The following is a 14,419-nucleotide window of genomic DNA, read 5'->3' as shown; positions in this document are numbered from 1 at the left end:
CGCTCAGTCCCGCACGAGGCGCCGCGCGCGGACCACGAGCCCCTCGGGCACCTCCTCGCGCGTCAGCGCGAAGGTCCGGTGGTCTGCCCACGCCCCCTGGATGTGGAGGTAGGCGCGCCGCACCCCTCGTCGCGGAACCCGAGCTTCTCGACAACGCGCAGGCTCGCGGCGTTCTCCGGCCGGATGTTGATCTCGACGCGGTGCAGCCCGACCTCGCCGAAGCAGTCGTCCACGGCCATCGCGACGGCGAGCGGCGTGAGCCCGCGTCCGGCCACCTCGCGCGCGATCCAGTACCCGATCGCGGCCGAGCTGAGCGACCCGTGCGTGATGCCCGAGACCGTCACCTGGCCGACGATCAGCCCGTGGTGCTCCATCACCCACGGCCGCGACGTGCCGGCCCGCGCCTGGCGGTCGAGCTCGCGGACGTACTGGCGGTAGGACATGGCCGTCGTCGTCGACCCGGGCGGCAGCGTCGCCTCCCACGGGGCGAGCCAGGCGGCGTTGCCCCCGCGCACCTCGCCCCACTCGCGCGCGTCGCGGCGCCGCAGCCGACGCAGGACGAGATCACCCTGCTGGAGGTGCGCCGGCCACATGAGCGCTCACCCTAGCCGCGAGGGCTCCGGCGACGACGACCCCGCCGCACGCTCCCGGCCCTCGTGTGGGACAGTGGACGGGTGACAGGCAACGACGCCCACCTCCCGGCCCCGCGGCCGACCCCGGACCACCCTCACCCGGACGCCGCGGCCCCCTCCCTCATCGCGATCGAGCAGCTCGAGGACGCCAAGGACGACCTCCGCGCCGCCATCAAGGACCGACGCTCCCAGCTCGACCGCAAGGCTCTCGACTCGAGCGCGCGCGACATCACCCAGCAGGTCCTCGCCCTGACCGCGACCCTCGGCCTCGGCGCGGGCGACACCGTGGCCGCGTACGTCTCGCGCCACGCCGAGCCCGGCACCCTCCCGACTCTCGAGGCCCTGCACGCCGCGGGGCTCGAGGTGCTGGTCCCCGTGCTCGGCCCCGCGCTGGACCGGTGCTGGGGCGTCTTCACCGGTCAGGACGACCTCGCGCAGCTCGCCCCCGGGCGGCCGCTGGAACCGCGCGGGACCTGCGAGGAGGCCACCGCCGTCGGGCGCGCGCGACTCGTGCTGTGCCCCGCGCTCGCGATCGACGACGCCGGGGTTCGCCTCGGTCTCGGGGGCGGTTGGTACGACCGTGCGCTGCTGCACGCGGATCCTGCCGCGCACGTGGTGGGCGTCGTGTACGACGAGGAGGCGAACCACCCGCCGCTGCCCCGCGCCCCGCACGACGTGCCCGTCCACGGCGTGCTGACGCCGACCTCGTGGTGGCAGCTGCCTGCGGCGTGACGTCGTAGCATTGGCACTCGCCACAGGAGAGTGCCAGACGGCCCGAGCGCCGCACCCTGGCCCGAGGTCGAGGAGCACCATGCCGACGTACGCCTACCGCTGCACCGAGTGCGGTCACGCGTTCGACATCTACCAGTCGTTCACCGACGACGCGCTCACGGTCTGCCCGGAGTGCTCCGGCAAGTTGCGCAAGGTGCTCTCGCCCGTCGGCGTCGTGTTCAAGGGTTCGGGCTTCTACCGCAACGACTCCCGCGGCACGACGGCGTCGCGCGAGTCCGCGTCGTCGTCCTCCTCGGGCGAGTCCGGCTCGGGCTCGAAGGCGAAGGACGGCGGGTCGTCGTCCTCGAAGGAGTCCTCCTCGAGCACTGGGTCGGGGTCGTCCTCGAGCGGCGGGTCGTCCTCGTCGTCGGGCACGGGCTCGTCGAGCTCGGGCGGTTCTTCCTCCTGATCGCGTGGCGGCGCGCTGTCCCCAGGGCCGGCTCGGCGTCGCGCGTCCCCACCGGGCCGTCCCCGCACCTCGCGCGTCGGCGTCCGGCCCTAGCGTCGCGGCATGACGACGGCGCACCCCCTCTCCCCGCGCGGCGGCGCTCGCTGCGCTCGCTCCTGTGGCGCTACCGCCCTGCGCTGGTGGCCGTGCTCGTCGCGATCGCGGCCTGGTCAACCATCGGGGCGCTGCGACCTGCGCCCGCGGCGCACACCGCCGTCGTCGTCCCCGCCCGTGACCTGGCGCCCGGTGACCTGCTCACCGAGGGCGATCTCGCGACGCTCGACCTCCCGCCGGGTGCGGTCCCGGCCGCGGCCGTCCGGGCGGTCGACGACGTCGCGGGGCTGCGCGTCGGGCACCCGGTCGCGGCGGGCGTGCCGCTGGTCGGCACCGATCTCGTCGAGCAGGGCGCGTGGTCGGGCGCCGGTCCCGGGGAGCTGGTGGTGCCGGTGCGGCTGGCGGACCCCGCCGTCGCGAGCCTGCTGCCGACGGCGACGCCGCTGCGCCTCGTCTCCGCCACGGGCGCGGGGCCGACGCTGCTGACGTCCGAGGCCGTCCTGGTCAGCAGGGTCGAGGCCGAGAGCGCCGGCGGACTGCTCGGGTCGAGCGAGAGCGGCGCACCGCTGCTCCTCCTGGCGGTTCCGCGCGATGTCGCTACCCTCGTGCTCGACGCCAGTGCCGGCGGCACGTTGACCGTCGCGGTGGAGGCGGGGGCGTGACGCGGCGCTCGCACCCATCGACCCAGGAGGCACCCCATGACCAGTCCCGCCCAGCGCTACTCCCAGGCGTCCGACGCGATCCGCAAGCGCACCGGATTCCTCAACGGGTTCAAGGAGTTCATCTCGCGCGGCAACGCGATCGAGCTCGCGGTCGGCATCGTCATCGGTGCGGCGTTCACGGCTGTGGTGACAGCCATCGTCGACGGTGTGATCAACCCGCTCGTCGGTGGCATCTTCGGACAGCCCAACCTCGACGAGATCGGGGCGTTCACCATCGGGAACGCCGTCTGGACCGACGCCAACGGCGTGGAGCAGGTCGGCGCCACACTCCGACCGGGCACGATCCTGACGGCGCTGTTCAACTTCCTCATCGTCGCCGCGGCGATCTACTTCATCGTCGTGCTGCCACTGAACAAGCTGGCGGCGCGCCGAAACAAGGCCGAAGAGCTGACGCCCGAGGCGCCGTCCGACGACGTCATCCTGCTCGGCGAGATCCGTGACCTGCTGAAGGCTCAGGCGGAGGGACCGGGTCAGGTTCCGGGACAGCAGCCGCGCCCGTAGCGCGCACCACCTCGAGACGCGAACGGCCACCCGGCAGCTGCCGGGTGGCCGTTCGTCGTCCGTGGGTGGGTGGCCATCGACTGCTGCGTCCGACGCGGATAGGGGAAACGAGTGCTGCGCCAGGCGCGGATAGGGAATCGACTGCTGCGCCAGGCGCGGGTAGGCAATCGAGTGCGGCGCCAGGCGCGGATAGGGGATCGACTGCTGCGTTCGACGCGGGTAGGCAATCGAATGCTGCGCCAGGCGCGGATAGTCCTCGCTAACCGCGTGCGGTGCAGCGGTCGACGAACTGGCGACCACAAGGAACGCCCGTCACTCGTCGACTGTCACGTTCTGCACGGATAGCGCGTCGACTGTCACGTCGTGCACGGATAAGCGCGCTTATCCGTGCAGAACGTGACAGTCGACGCCGTCGGGCCCGCTCTGGTCGGTCCGCGTCAGTCCCGGTCGGCGGCGCCGCGGCCGCGAGGTCAGCCCCAGTGGGGCGGGCGCTCGCGCAGGATGCGGTCGGCGTCGTCGTCGGGCGAGCGCTCGCCCCACGCACGATCGTCGTCCTCCCACGCACGGTCCGGGATCACCGGAGCGGGTGCGGGCTCGGCGGCCGGGTCGGAGGCCGACACGATCTGCGCCGCCGTCGCCGGACCGGGACGCGAAGGCCCCTCGTCGAGCTGGTCGTCGTCCTGGGTGTCGTCCTGAGCAGGGTCCCGGGCGTCGTCGGTAACATCCCCGTCCGAGAGCGAACCCTCGTCGACCCGCTCCTCCGCCGCACCGCTCGCGGAGCCGCCCTCAGCCGTCCGGTCGTCGACCGGTCCGCCGTCCACCCCGTCGTCCAGACCGCCGGCCGCGGACGCCCCGGTCTCGTCGACCCGATCGTCGCCAACGGCTCGGTCCTCGTCCCGTGAGCCACCGGAGGCCCGGTCGTCGATCGAACCGCCGTCGACCTCGTCGTCGACGCGGCCGGTCGTGGACGACCCGGTCTCGTCGGCGCGATCCGCGCCGTCGTGGTCGTCGGCCGTACCGGACGCATCGCCGTCGCCGTCGCCCCCGACCTCGACCCCGACCGCGGCGCCCGCGGCGGCATCGGGCGCGACGACGTCGTCGTCGTACCCCTCCTCCTCCACGAGCGACGGCGGCGCGGCCGCGCTCGGTGCGACCACGCGGTCGCCGCCCTGGGCGCGCACGCGCTCGGACACGGCGTGCAGGATGCGCTGCGCGGCGTCGTCGGGGTCGAGGAACACGTCCAGGGAGGCCAGCACGACCACGTCCCAGCCGCGGCGCTCGAGGCGCTCGACCCAGTGCCGGTCACGCACGCGCAGGCTCGGCGTCGTTACGTACTCCTCGGTGTCGGACAGGATCGCGACGCCGAAGGACTCCGCCAGGTGCGGGTGCCCCACCGCCAGCGGGATCCGCACCCCGCCGACCGGTCCGTAGTTCGCCACGACCTGCAGCCCCATGCGCCACAGGCGGTCGGCGAGATCGACGAGCAGCGGGTCGGGCGACCCCTCGCGCTCCCCCGTCTCGACCTCGATGTCGCCGCCCGCCTCGGCGAACGCCAGCAGGTCGGCGAGCATCTTCGACCCGGCCGCGCGCAGGCGCGAGGAGTCGAGCTCCGACGGCGCGATGCAGCTCGTGACCACGAGCCGGCCGCGGCACGCGTCGATCGCGTCGACCAGCAGCGACACCCCGTGCGGCGTGCTCACCGCGCCGAACTGGTGGATGACGCGACCGTGCGGCGACTTGCCGAAGCCGACGCTGAGGATGACGCTGTCGCGCCGCATCCCTGCCGCCTGCTCGATGTCGACCACCGCGAACGGCTCGGGCCGGGCGGTGTCGAAGAAGCTCGCGACCGCGGGCGCCTCGGCCACGGCCTGCGCGACCGCGTCGCGGATCCGCGAGGCGTGGCGCGCGTTCAGCGCCACGACGGCGAGGCTCTCGCTCGGCTGCGACAGCGCGTGCTCGACCACGAGGTCGACCACGCGGTCCACCTCGGCCGGCACCGTCTCGACCACGCCGCCGAGCACCGCGACGCCGCGGCCGTCGACGAGGTCGAGGCGGATGAGCGAGGGGCCGGGCGGTGACGGCACGCGGCGCACGGCGTCGTCGTACCCGTGCGCGGCGAGGAACGAGGTCAGGTGCTCGTCGCGGTCGGTGCGCTCGGTGTCGAGCTGCACGTGCGGCAGGATCTCCGCGAGGTCGGCGACCACACCCGTCCCGCCGCGGCGCACGTCCCCGACCAGCACGACCTGCCGGGCGCGCCCGATCGCGGCGACGACCTGGTCGGTCGTGAGGTTCTGGACGTCGGCGAGCACGAGCAGGTCGGCCCGCTCGTCCTGCTCCAGCACCTGCGGCACGAGCATCGCGGGCACGCTCCAGCAGGGCACGACGGCGGCCGTGACCGGCGCGTAGCGCGCCCGCGTCGTGCGCAGGTCGAGTCCCGCGGTGCCGCGGCGGGCCGCGTCGGCGGCCCGGAACAGGTCGCGCGCGGCGTCCTTGTGGGCGAGTGCGACCTGCCGCAGGTGCTGCGCCGTCGCCAGCCGCACGGGCGGGACGAGGGAGCGCACCTGCTCGACGTCGAGCGCGCGCCACCGGGCGACGTCCTGCCCGAACGTGGTCGCGCCGCGCAGCGCGGGGTCGGAGGCGAGGATCTCCTCCAGGACGCTGGCCCACCAGGCCAGGTCGAGCTCGGCGCCGACGAGGTTCAGCGGCACGCGCCGCGCCGCGAGGTCGGCCAGCAGGTCGGTGAGGCCGAGGTCGTGCAGCCGCGCCATCGACCCGGTGCGCTCCGGCAGCGCGCGCGAGACGCTCTCGTCCTCGGCCAGGCTCAGCAGGTGGTCCGCCAGCGCCTCGAGGTCGACGTGCTCGAGCGGCACGTCGGCGTCGTAGGTCGGGCGGATCGCGGACTCGAGCTCGGCCAGGGCCGTGACGACCTCGTCGGTGACGCCGACGAGCTCGGACATGTCGTCGGGCAGCCGCGGCCAGCCGCCCGCGGGGCAGTGGATGCGCCAGATCTCGCGCTGCTCCTGGACCGCGACGAGCTCGCCGTGCAGGTCGGTCACGTGCCGGCCGGGTCGCAGCAGGTCGCGCGCCTCGCGGCGCAGCCGCCGCCGGACGCCGGCGGGCAGCTCGTCGTGGTCGGAGCGCTCGGAGCGCGGCGCCGTGGCCGCGACGAGGTCGGCGGCGGACCGCTCGAAGATCTGCGGCTGGAAGACGTCGAGCGCGGAGCGCACGCCCTGCAGCATCCGCAGCTGCTCGATCCACACCGCGAGCGTGGTGGCGGGCTCGAGACCGGTCTGCGCGGTCGCGACGGCGATCCGCTGGCGCAGCGCCGGGACGGTGCGCACCGCGAGCCGCTGGACCTGCTCGACGACGCGGCGCGCCTCGTCCGCGTCGCCCAGCTCGACGCCGTACCACGGGCTGTCGCTGCGCCGGATCTGGAACGCGCCGAGCGTCGCGGCGGTGGCGAGCTCGCCGCGCGCGTCGGCGAGACCGCGCGGGGTCAGCCGGTTCAGCACGGCGGCCGACAGGCGGACCTGGTTGCGGGGCGCGGGGCGGGCCGCAGTCAGCTCGGCCAGCGCCTGCATCGCGCCGTGCGCGGTCACACCCCACTCGGGGCGCGGCGCGTGCCAGGCGTGGACGCGCGCGGCGAGCGCGGAGTTCAGGCGGGACAGCTCGCCGCGGGTGCGCATGATGCCGGTGGCGTCCACGGGCGGCAGGTCGGCACCGAGGCGCTGCGTGATCAGCTCGCCGACGTCGGCGCCCTGGCTGGAGCCGGCCGACGCGTCGAGCACGAGACCGGGCAGCCCGAGCTCGTCGAGGCGCGAGCGCAGCGCCTCGCCGGCGCGGCGCGTGCCGGGCACGTGGATCACGGTGCGCCCCGACGCGGCGGCGTCGGCGACGATCGCGGCCACGGTCTCGGTGGTCGGTGCCCCCGGGGGCGCGTCGACGACGACGCTCAGCCCGCTCGCGACGGCGTCGAGCACCCGGTGCTGCGCGGGGTCGAGATCGCCGACGCCGCGCTCCGCCCCGGGGTCGCGGTCGCCGCGGGTCTCGGGCGGGAGCGGGACGTCGAGGGCGGCGAGCGCCTCGTCGTCGCCCGCGAGCGCCGCGACGACGTCGTTCTCGGCGAGCCAGCCGCCGCCGAGGTCGTCGGCCAGGATCTGGCCGGGGTGGGCGAACGAGCCGACCACGATGAGCTCGGTGACGTCCACGTCCTCGAGGACGCCGGTCGCGACGTCGCGGATCGCGTCGAGCGCGACGCGCAGGTCCCCCGAGCCCGAGACGGCGGGCGCGGCGAGCGCCTCGACGTCGACGCCCGCAGCGAGCAGCGCACGCTCGACGACGGGGTTGATCGTGGCGCGGGAGTGCAGCGCGAGGGTCGGCTCGTGGCCGCCGTCGGGCACCTCGAGGCTGACCGGGCGCAGGAAGGCGGGGGCGCGCATCACGACGCGCGCGGTGTCCGAACCGTCAGCGGCGTCGTCACCCACCGGGTCCGACCAGGTCAGGACGCCGAGGGCCGCCGTCGTGGCCGTGACGCCGTAGCGGTGGTGGTGCTCGGCCGCGCGCGTGAGCACGGCGCGGGCCCGACGGCGCGCGTGGGCCAGGGCCGACGGCTCGCGCACCAGCAGGCCGAGCGTGGTGGGGCGGCCGGCGAGGAACTGCGCCATCCCGCCCGGGTGGGCTGCGGACAGGTCGAGCGTGGCGTCGGCGAGCGTCTCGATGTCGCGCAGCGCGGACTCACCGCCCATCGCCGAGAGCGTCTCCTGCCACTCGCGCGTGGCCAGCGCGACCGTGTCGGCGCGGCCCTGCGGGAGCGCGGGCAGGTCGGGCTCGGGCGCGCTCGGCGAGTCGGGACTCGCGACGGGCGGCCGGGTGCGGCCGTCGTAGGAGCGCACGACGGCGTCGCGCAGCGCCGCGATCCGGCGGCGGCCGCGGCGGGTACGGGGGGCGGGGGCGGGCTCGGACTCGAGTTCGGGCTCAGCCTCAGGCTCGGCCTCGGGGTCGGACGTGGTCTGGGCCTCGGCGTCCGACTCGGCGTCGGCCTCGGACGCGGCGTCGGGCTCGGAGGCCTCGGGCACGCGCCCGACAGCGTCCTCCGCCCCGTCGGCGAGATCGTCCTCGCCCTCGACCGGCTCGGGCGGGGTCAGCGGGGGCGGAACGCGCCGTCGCCGTCGCCCTGATCCTCCGACGCGACCGGCGCGTCACGCACCTCGTGCTCGGGGGATGCTGCGCCGTCGGGCCGCTCCTGCGGACCCGACTCCTGCGGGGAGTCGGACATGACGGGGATGACCTCCGTCGCGTCCGTGTTCTCGTGCCGCGTCACACCTACCTCCAGCTTCCCGCCGCGGGTGCGGCCGCGCGCGCCCGGGTGCGGGCGAGGACTCGACGTCCATCGTCGCACCTGCGGGCCGCGCGGCCGCGCCCCGCGCCGGTGTCAGCCGAGTGCGTCGCTCGCGTCGTCGAGCTCGCGGATCTGCTCGGGGCTCAGGTCGAGGGTGAAGCTGGCCACGAGCGCGGGGAGCTGGTCGGTCGAGCGCGCGCTCGCGATCGGCGCACCGACCGTGGGGCGGGTGCGGAGCCAGGCGAGCGCGACCGAGGCGGGCGCGACGTCGTGGGCGCGTGCGACGCCGTCGAGCGCCTCCAGGAGACCGGCCGCACCGGGGCGCTCCAGGTAGGCGCCCGCACCGCCGGCGCGCGGGGAGTCGACGTCGACGCCGTCGCGGTACTTGCCCGTGAGGAAGCCGGAGGCGAGGGCGGAGTAGGGCAGCTGCATGACGCCGAGGTCCGCGAGGACCGGCACGAGGGCGCCCTCGATCGAGCGCTCGACGAGGCTCCAGCGGTCCTGCGCGTAGGCGGCCGGCACGAGGTTCTCGCTGCGGGCGGCCTCGACGACGGCGCGCAGGCGCTCCGGGGAGAAGTTGGACAGGCCGATCGCGCGGACCTTGCCCTCGGTCACGAGCTCGTCGAAGGTGGCGGCGATCTGCTCGGGCGACTGCGACTCGTCGTCGGCGTGCGCGTAGTAGAGGTCGATGACGTCGGTCTGCAGGCGCGTCAGGGACTCTTCGATCGCGGCGCGGACGTTGTCGCGGGCGAGGCCGGGGCGGCCGGGGTGCTTGGAGACCTTGGTGGCGATCTGGACGGCGTCGCGGTGGCCGCTGGTGGCGAGCCACTCGCCGATGATCGTCTCGGACTCGCCGCCGGAGTGGCCGTCGACCCACGCGGAGTAGACGTCGGCGGTGTCGATCTGGCGGCCGCCGGCCTCGACGAACGCGTCGAGGACGGCGAAGCTCGCCTCGCGGTCGGCGGTCCAGCCGAAGACGTTGCCGCCGAGGACGAGGGGGCCGACGTCACCCAGGGGTGCGTGCGAGGAGCCGGCTGCTGCGGTGAGGGTGGGGTCTGAGTCGCTCATGCGTCCAGCGTCACACGGTCGGGGTGGGCTCGGACAGGACCGCGTCCGACGGTCCACATCCCGGCCGCCGCCCTGTCGCGAGAGCTCTGCTGACCGTCCCCGAGAGGATTGCGGACCCTCCCCGAGAGGATTGGCGACCCTCGGCGAGTCCCGCCGTCGCCCGCCTTCCTCGACCAACGGCCGGCTCGCCCCGGGAGGATCGCCTCGGTCGCGACCGGCGCGTCTCGCGGGACACGCCGACGAGGGCGGGCGGGCGCAACGAACGATCCTCTCTTCCGAGTCGATGGCGCCCGCGGGACGCGAGAGCTCCGGCAGACAGCGGCCGGTAGGGTGGTGGCCGCCGCGGCAGCGCCGTCGGACCCCGCCCTCGTAGCTCAGGGGATAGAGCAACCGCCTCCTAAGCGGTAGGTCGCACGTTCGAATCGTGTCGGGGGCACCCCGAACCGCCCTGACCAGCGACGACGGCGGGCCCGCCCGCGGCCCCGCCCGACATCCGGGCGGGCCGTCCCCGGGTACCCCCACGATCACCCACGACCGCGCGTCGACCTCGCCACATCTGGCTCTGGTCGCGTGCCAACGTACATCCCCCTACGATCAGCGAGAGTCCGGTGGTGACTCCGCTCCACGATGCCCGGGAGGGCGAACGATGCCGTTCCGCAGCAAGCAGACCCTCGACCGATGGCTGGCCGAGTTCATCCCCACCCGCCCGGTCGGTGAGGCCGCACGGGTCGTGATCCACGACGGTCCGCCCGGGAGCGACACGGGACTCGTCGTCGTCCCTCTCGGCAACGCCACCACGACCGTCTACATGCAGCCGGCGCCGCCCGGAGACCCCCGTTGGCGCGTGGTCATCGAGCCGCAGCCCGACGAGACCGTCCTGAGCAGCACCGAGCTCCACGAGCTCGCCGCGGAGCTGCAGGTCGCCGCCGAGCTGTGCGCGTTCCTCGAGGAGAAGTCCGCGCGTCACATCGAAGCCCTTCCGGCCCAGCCGTTCGACGCGTCGGACCTCGCCGGGGAGTCCTCGGCGCTCGACTCCATCGCCTGAGGCGGCGCGATCGCCACTCCCGCAAGAGCACGCGATCATGGGCGCGGCGCGGGCACGCGGCTACCGTGACGAGATGCCCCTGTTCCTCACCGGCCGCCCCGCCCGCGCCACGCGCACGGTTGCCGCACCCGTCGGCACCACGTTCGCGGTCCTCACCGACCTCCCCCGGCACGCCGGCGCCTTCCCGTTCACCACGATGACGGCGCCGCCCGGCCCCCGGCCGTGGGTGACACCTTCGAGGCGGTCTCCCTCGGACTCCTCCGGGACGAGATGGTCCTCGAGCGGCTGGCGCAGTCGCCCGACGGCGGTCGGCGCGCCACGTACCGGAAGGTCGGCGGGATGTTCCGCGGGACGGTCGAGATGATCGTGCGGCCCGTCGACGGCGACGGCGGCCGTTCCGAGGTCAGCTGGGGCTACGACGTGTGGTTCGGTCGGGGGCCACGGGCCCTCTCACGGACGGCGGCGACGGTCGGGTGCACCCTCGCCGCCGCCGTCGCTCTCGCCCGACTGGCGAAGCTGGCGGAGGGCGAGGCCGGCGAGCGCTGACGAGGGGCCCGGCGTGAGCCCGGGAAGTCTCTCGCGGACGCCCTGAAGTCTCTCGCCGGTGCCCGCAAGTACCTCGCGACGCCCCACAAGTACCTCGCGGCGCCCCACAGAGCCCTCGCGGAGGCGGCGGGGTCAGCGGGGGTGGCGGCGGACCGGCACCACCAGCACCGGGCACGACGCGTGGTGCAGCACCGACTGGCTCGTCGAGCCCAGCAGCATCCCCGTGAACCCGCCGCGGCCGCGCGATCCGACCACCACGAGGTCCACCGCGGTCGAGAACTCCGAGAGCAGCGCGGCGCCCGAACCGTCGAGCACGTGCAGCTTCACACGGACGTCGCTGCCGGCGACCGCCTCGTGCACCATCACCTCGAGACCTGCCCGCACGTCGGCCAGCACCTGGTCGCGGTCGATCGCCGCCGGCAGCCACCCGAGGACACCGGCGCCGTGCGCCATGGGCACCCCGGCCACCGCGGTCAGCTCCGCACCCCAGCGCGCCGCCTCCTCCACAGCCGCGGTCAGAGCCGCACGCGCGCTCGCCGACCCGTCCACCCCGACCACGATCCGCGCCGGCGACGTCACCGGGGCGCTGGCCGTCCAGCGGTGACCGAGGCTGAGGTCGCCCTCCTCCTCACCGCCCAGCGGCCGGTCGCCGCCGCGCCCGCCGCGCCCGCCGTGCTCGTCCCGCAGCGGCACCACCACCACCGGGCAGCGCGCGTGCGCGGGCAGCGCCGTCGACACCGTGCCGAGCAGCCGGTCGGTGAACCCGCCCCCGCCGCGCGTGCCGACGACGGCGAGCCCCGCCGTCGCGCTCCCCTCGATCAGCGCACCGGCCGCGTCGCCGGTCTCGAGCACCCCCTCGACAGCCACCCCGCGACCCTCGACCTGCGCCAGCGCGCCGTCGAGCGCGCCCTGGGCGGACCGGCGGACCGCGCTGTCGTCGAGCGCGGCGTACCCGCCGTCGAGCGACGCCACGGTGAACGACGGCAGCGAATAGGAGCACAGCACCCGCAGCGTCCACCCGCGCCGGCGCGCCGCGGCGAACGCCCACTCCAGCGCCCACGAGCTCGGGGCCGATCCGTCGACCCCGACCAGCACCGTCCTGCGCTCAGCCGTCCCCGTCACGCTGTCCACCGTCCTCCCGGCTCCGATCGTCTGCGGTCGCCGTCGATCGCGGATCGGTCGTGCCTCGATCGTGCGCCGCGCGCGGCGCGATGTCGACCCCGACTCCCCCGTCGCGCATCGTCGACGATTCTTGAGCCGACCCTAACGGTCGTGAGCGACGCGGGCACGACGAAGGGCCCGGTCCAGCAGGTCCGGGCCCTTCGCGAGATCGCGTGGTGCGGGTGTCAGCCCAGCACGCGGATGTAGGTCGGGTTCTTCATGTAGACCGGTCCGGCCTTGAGCGGCGTGGACGCGTTGCGCGCCGCGATGTGCTGGCCGTCACCGAGGTAGATGCCGATGTGGCCGGGCGAGTAGATCAGGTCGCCGGCGCGGGCCTCGGAGGCCGAGACGCGGTAGCCGGCACCAGCCTGGGCGCCCGAGGTGCGGGGCAGCGAGACGCCGACCTGCGCGAAGACGTACTGGACGAAGCCCGAGCAGTCGAAGCCGGAGGGGCTGGCGCCGCCGGAGACGTAGGGGACGCCCACGTACTTGAACGCCTCGTTCACGACGGCGGACGCGGTGCCGCCGTCGATCGCAGGAGCAGCCGCGGTCTCCTCGACGGGAGCCTCGGCCTCGTCTGCCGCAGGAGCGCCGTCGGTGTCGGTCGCGGCGGTGTCGGCGGCGCGGGTCTCGCGCTGCGTCTCCTGCTCGACGGCGGGCGCCGTGCGGGTGCGCGACGTCACCGTGCGCACGACCGGCGGCGGCGGGGGCGGCGGCGCCTCGGCCGACACGGTCGCCGCGGCGAAACCGATCTCGGCACCGGCGTCGACGACGACGGAGGTCTGCGTCCCGGCGCGCTCGACGGCGGCGACGGACAGCGAGGTGGACTTGAGGCTCGGGGCCTTGATGACGTCGTTGGACGCCGGCTCGGCGGTCGCGGCGGCGGAGGCGCCGAGCACGAGGCCGGAGGTTGCCACGGCGACGACGGCGGAGCGGCCGGCCTTGCCCTGGAACGATGCGGTGATGCTGGTCGACATCACGTCGAGCGGGGTCGAGGGGCGCGTTGCTGCTGCGTGGCGGCCGCGCGTAGTCGCCTGGGTCAAAGAACTTCCTCCGAACGCCTGCGGGGTGAGCTGTCGGGTTCGGGCTGGAGATAGCCCGGCTCTCGCACCGCGAGCGGTGCGGGAGCTACACCCCGAGGATCACGATCGTGACCCGTGGAAACGTGGTTCCCCCGTCCCTACCTGGACCGACTTTCCCGCGCGGCGGTAGGGCTCGACGTACCGCTGGGAGCCCCGGTCGAGCGACCGGAACGCACTGACAGTAGCCCACGAATCGGGCCAGGTCACATTCAGGTCACGGCCTGTTTCGTGACGCCCGTCACACCCCTCAGCGCGGTGTTCGCGCGGGTAAAAACGGGGCCCGGGTGAGGGTCAAGAGGTGGTCAGGAAGCGGCGACGAAGACGTGCTTCGCGAGCTCCGTCGGGAGGTCGAGCACGACGTCGGCGCCCACCGCCCGGAGCGTCAGCGTCGACCCCTCGCGGGTCACCCCGACGGTGACCCCCGGTCGCACCGACGCCTCCTCGAACCGGCGCAGCAGCTCGACGTCGACCTGCAGCGGCTCGCCGATGCGCTTGATCTCGACCTCGCCGCGCCCCGCGGTCACGGCCTGCACGATCGTGCTGACACCCGACAGGAACGGCTCGGTGACCAGGTCGCCCAGCTCGTCGAGGCCGGGGATCGGGTTGCCGTAGGGGTCGTGCGTGGGGTGGTCCAGCAGCTGCAGCAGCCGCGCCTCGACCTGCTCGCTCATGACGTGCTCCCACCGGCACGCCTCCTCGTGGACGTGCGCCCAGTCCAGGCCGATGACGTCGACGAGCAGCCGCTCGGCGAGGCGGTGCTTGCGCATCACGTGCATCGCACGCTCGTGGCCGAGCGGCGTGAGCTCGAGGTGGCGGTCGTCGGTGACCACCACGAGGCCGTCGCGCTCCATGCGCGCCACCGTCTGCGAGACGGTCGGGCCGGAGTGACCGAGCCGCTCGGCGATGCGCGCACGCAGTGGCGTGATGCCCTCCTCGAGGAGCTCGTAGATCGTCTTGAGGTACATCTCGGTCGTGTCGATCAGGTCGCTCACGCGGCTGGCCCTTCATGCGGGGCCGCGGGGAACGCCCCCCGCAGCCCGTCGTCACCGTC

General features: G+C 74.7%; 12 protein-coding genes, 1 tRNA gene, 1 pseudogene and 1 riboswitch. Of the genes and pseudogenes, 7 read left to right on the top strand and 7 right to left on the bottom strand.

Annotated features, from left to right (window positions below; genetic code table 11):
- Nucleotides 1-3: 3 nt before the first annotated feature.
- Nucleotides 4-593, bottom strand: a pseudogene (locus QQK22_RS02200) (GNAT family N-acetyltransferase).
- Between the two features lie 81 nt (nucleotides 594-674).
- On the opposite strand from QQK22_RS02200, the gene QQK22_RS02195 reads away from it, so the two are divergent.
- From QQK22_RS02195 to mscL, 4 genes are all read left to right on the top strand, one after another.
- Nucleotides 675-1,364: a 5-formyltetrahydrofolate cyclo-ligase gene (locus QQK22_RS02195; protein WP_284249090.1), complete on the top strand. Its 690-nt coding sequence runs from the start codon at nucleotides 675-677 to the stop codon at nucleotides 1,362-1,364.
- Between the two features lie 79 nt (nucleotides 1,365-1,443).
- Complete coding sequence (locus QQK22_RS02190) at nucleotides 1,444-1,812, top strand: FmdB family zinc ribbon protein (RefSeq protein ID WP_284249089.1); 369 nt, start codon at nucleotides 1,444-1,446, stop codon at nucleotides 1,810-1,812.
- A gap of 179 nt (nucleotides 1,813-1,991) precedes the next feature.
- A complete protein-coding gene (locus QQK22_RS02185) occupies nucleotides 1,992-2,567 on the top strand; it encodes an SAF domain-containing protein (protein ID WP_284249087.1) in 576 nt (191 codons plus the stop codon).
- Nucleotides 2,568-2,603: 36 nt separating this feature from the next.
- Nucleotides 2,604-3,128 carry a large conductance mechanosensitive channel protein MscL gene (gene mscL, locus QQK22_RS02180; RefSeq protein ID WP_284249084.1) on the top strand — a complete coding sequence of 175 codons (525 nt, stop codon included), beginning with the start codon at nucleotides 2,604-2,606 and terminating at the stop codon, nucleotides 3,126-3,128.
- 470 nt (nucleotides 3,129-3,598) lie between these two features.
- On the opposite strand, the gene QQK22_RS02175 is transcribed toward mscL, so the two are convergent.
- The 3 genes from QQK22_RS02175 to QQK22_RS02165 all read right to left on the bottom strand — a co-directional run bounded on the left by QQK22_RS02175 (nucleotide 3,599) and on the right by QQK22_RS02165 (nucleotide 9,534).
- Entirely contained in the window at nucleotides 3,599-8,203 is a 4,605-nt protein-coding gene (locus QQK22_RS02175; protein ID WP_284249082.1) for a hypothetical protein, read from the bottom strand.
- A 65-nt stretch (nucleotides 8,204-8,268) separates the two neighbouring features.
- On the bottom strand, nucleotides 8,269-8,448 hold the full coding sequence (locus QQK22_RS02170; protein ID WP_284249080.1) for a hypothetical protein: 180 nt from the start codon (nucleotides 8,446-8,448) through the stop codon (nucleotides 8,269-8,271).
- 111 nt (nucleotides 8,449-8,559) lie between these two features.
- A complete protein-coding gene (locus QQK22_RS02165; RefSeq protein ID WP_284249078.1) occupies nucleotides 8,560-9,534 on the bottom strand; it encodes an aldo/keto reductase in 975 nt (324 codons plus the stop codon).
- Between the two features lie 363 nt (nucleotides 9,535-9,897).
- Between QQK22_RS02165 and QQK22_RS02160 the strand changes: the two genes are divergently transcribed.
- The 3 genes from QQK22_RS02160 to QQK22_RS02150 all read left to right on the top strand — a co-directional run bounded on the left by QQK22_RS02160 (nucleotide 9,898) and on the right by QQK22_RS02150 (nucleotide 11,125).
- Nucleotides 9,898-9,970: transfer RNA gene (locus QQK22_RS02160), tRNA-Arg, on the top strand.
- Between the two features lie 210 nt (nucleotides 9,971-10,180).
- On the top strand, nucleotides 10,181-10,579 hold the full coding sequence (locus QQK22_RS02155; protein WP_284249077.1) for a hypothetical protein: 399 nt from the start codon (nucleotides 10,181-10,183) through the stop codon (nucleotides 10,577-10,579).
- A 222-nt stretch (nucleotides 10,580-10,801) separates the two neighbouring features.
- Complete coding sequence (locus QQK22_RS02150; RefSeq protein WP_284249076.1) at nucleotides 10,802-11,125, top strand: hypothetical protein; 324 nt, start codon at nucleotides 10,802-10,804, stop codon at nucleotides 11,123-11,125.
- 132 nt (nucleotides 11,126-11,257) lie between these two features.
- On the opposite strand, the gene QQK22_RS02145 is transcribed toward QQK22_RS02150, so the two are convergent.
- The 3 genes from QQK22_RS02145 to QQK22_RS02135 all read right to left on the bottom strand — a co-directional run bounded on the left by QQK22_RS02145 (nucleotide 11,258) and on the right by QQK22_RS02135 (nucleotide 14,360).
- Nucleotides 11,258-12,247, bottom strand: coding sequence for a universal stress protein (locus tag QQK22_RS02145; protein ID WP_284249075.1), 990 nt, complete (start codon nucleotides 12,245-12,247; stop codon nucleotides 11,258-11,260).
- A 224-nt stretch (nucleotides 12,248-12,471) separates the two neighbouring features.
- Nucleotides 12,472-13,263 carry a C40 family peptidase gene (locus tag QQK22_RS02140; protein WP_284249074.1) on the bottom strand — a complete coding sequence of 264 codons (792 nt, stop codon included), beginning with the start codon at nucleotides 13,261-13,263 and terminating at the stop codon, nucleotides 12,472-12,474.
- Between the two features lie 66 nt (nucleotides 13,264-13,329).
- Nucleotides 13,330-13,504, bottom strand: a riboswitch (cyclic di-AMP (ydaO/yuaA leader).
- A 166-nt stretch (nucleotides 13,505-13,670) separates the two neighbouring features.
- On the bottom strand, nucleotides 13,671-14,360 hold the full coding sequence (locus QQK22_RS02135; RefSeq protein ID WP_284249073.1) for an iron-dependent transcriptional repressor DtxR: 690 nt from the start codon (nucleotides 14,358-14,360) through the stop codon (nucleotides 13,671-13,673).
- Nucleotides 14,361-14,419 lie beyond the last annotated feature (59 nt).

It is taken from the genome of Litorihabitans aurantiacus (assembly GCF_030161595.1).
GTDB lineage: Bacteria > Actinomycetota > Actinomycetes > Actinomycetales > Beutenbergiaceae > Litorihabitans > Litorihabitans aurantiacus.
This window is presented reverse-complemented; position numbering and strand designations above follow the sequence as displayed.

What these genes read in the sequence shown, in the direction of transcription:
- QQK22_RS02190 (WP_284249089.1), top strand. Translation starts at nt 1,444, where the DNA reads ATGCCGACGTACGCCTACCGCTGCACCGAGTGCGGTCACGCGTTCGAC.
- QQK22_RS02165 (WP_284249078.1), bottom strand. Translation starts at nt 9,534, where the DNA reads ATGAGCGACTCAGACCCCACCCTCACCGCAGCAGCCGGCTCCTCGCAC.
- mscL (WP_284249084.1), top strand. Translation starts at nt 2,604, where the DNA reads ATGACCAGTCCCGCCCAGCGCTACTCCCAGGCGTCCGACGCGATCCGC.
- QQK22_RS02155 (WP_284249077.1), top strand. Translation starts at nt 10,181, where the DNA reads ATGCCGTTCCGCAGCAAGCAGACCCTCGACCGATGGCTGGCCGAGTTC.
- QQK22_RS02140 (WP_284249074.1), bottom strand. Translation starts at nt 13,263, where the DNA reads ATGTCGACCAGCATCACCGCATCGTTCCAGGGCAAGGCCGGCCGCTCC.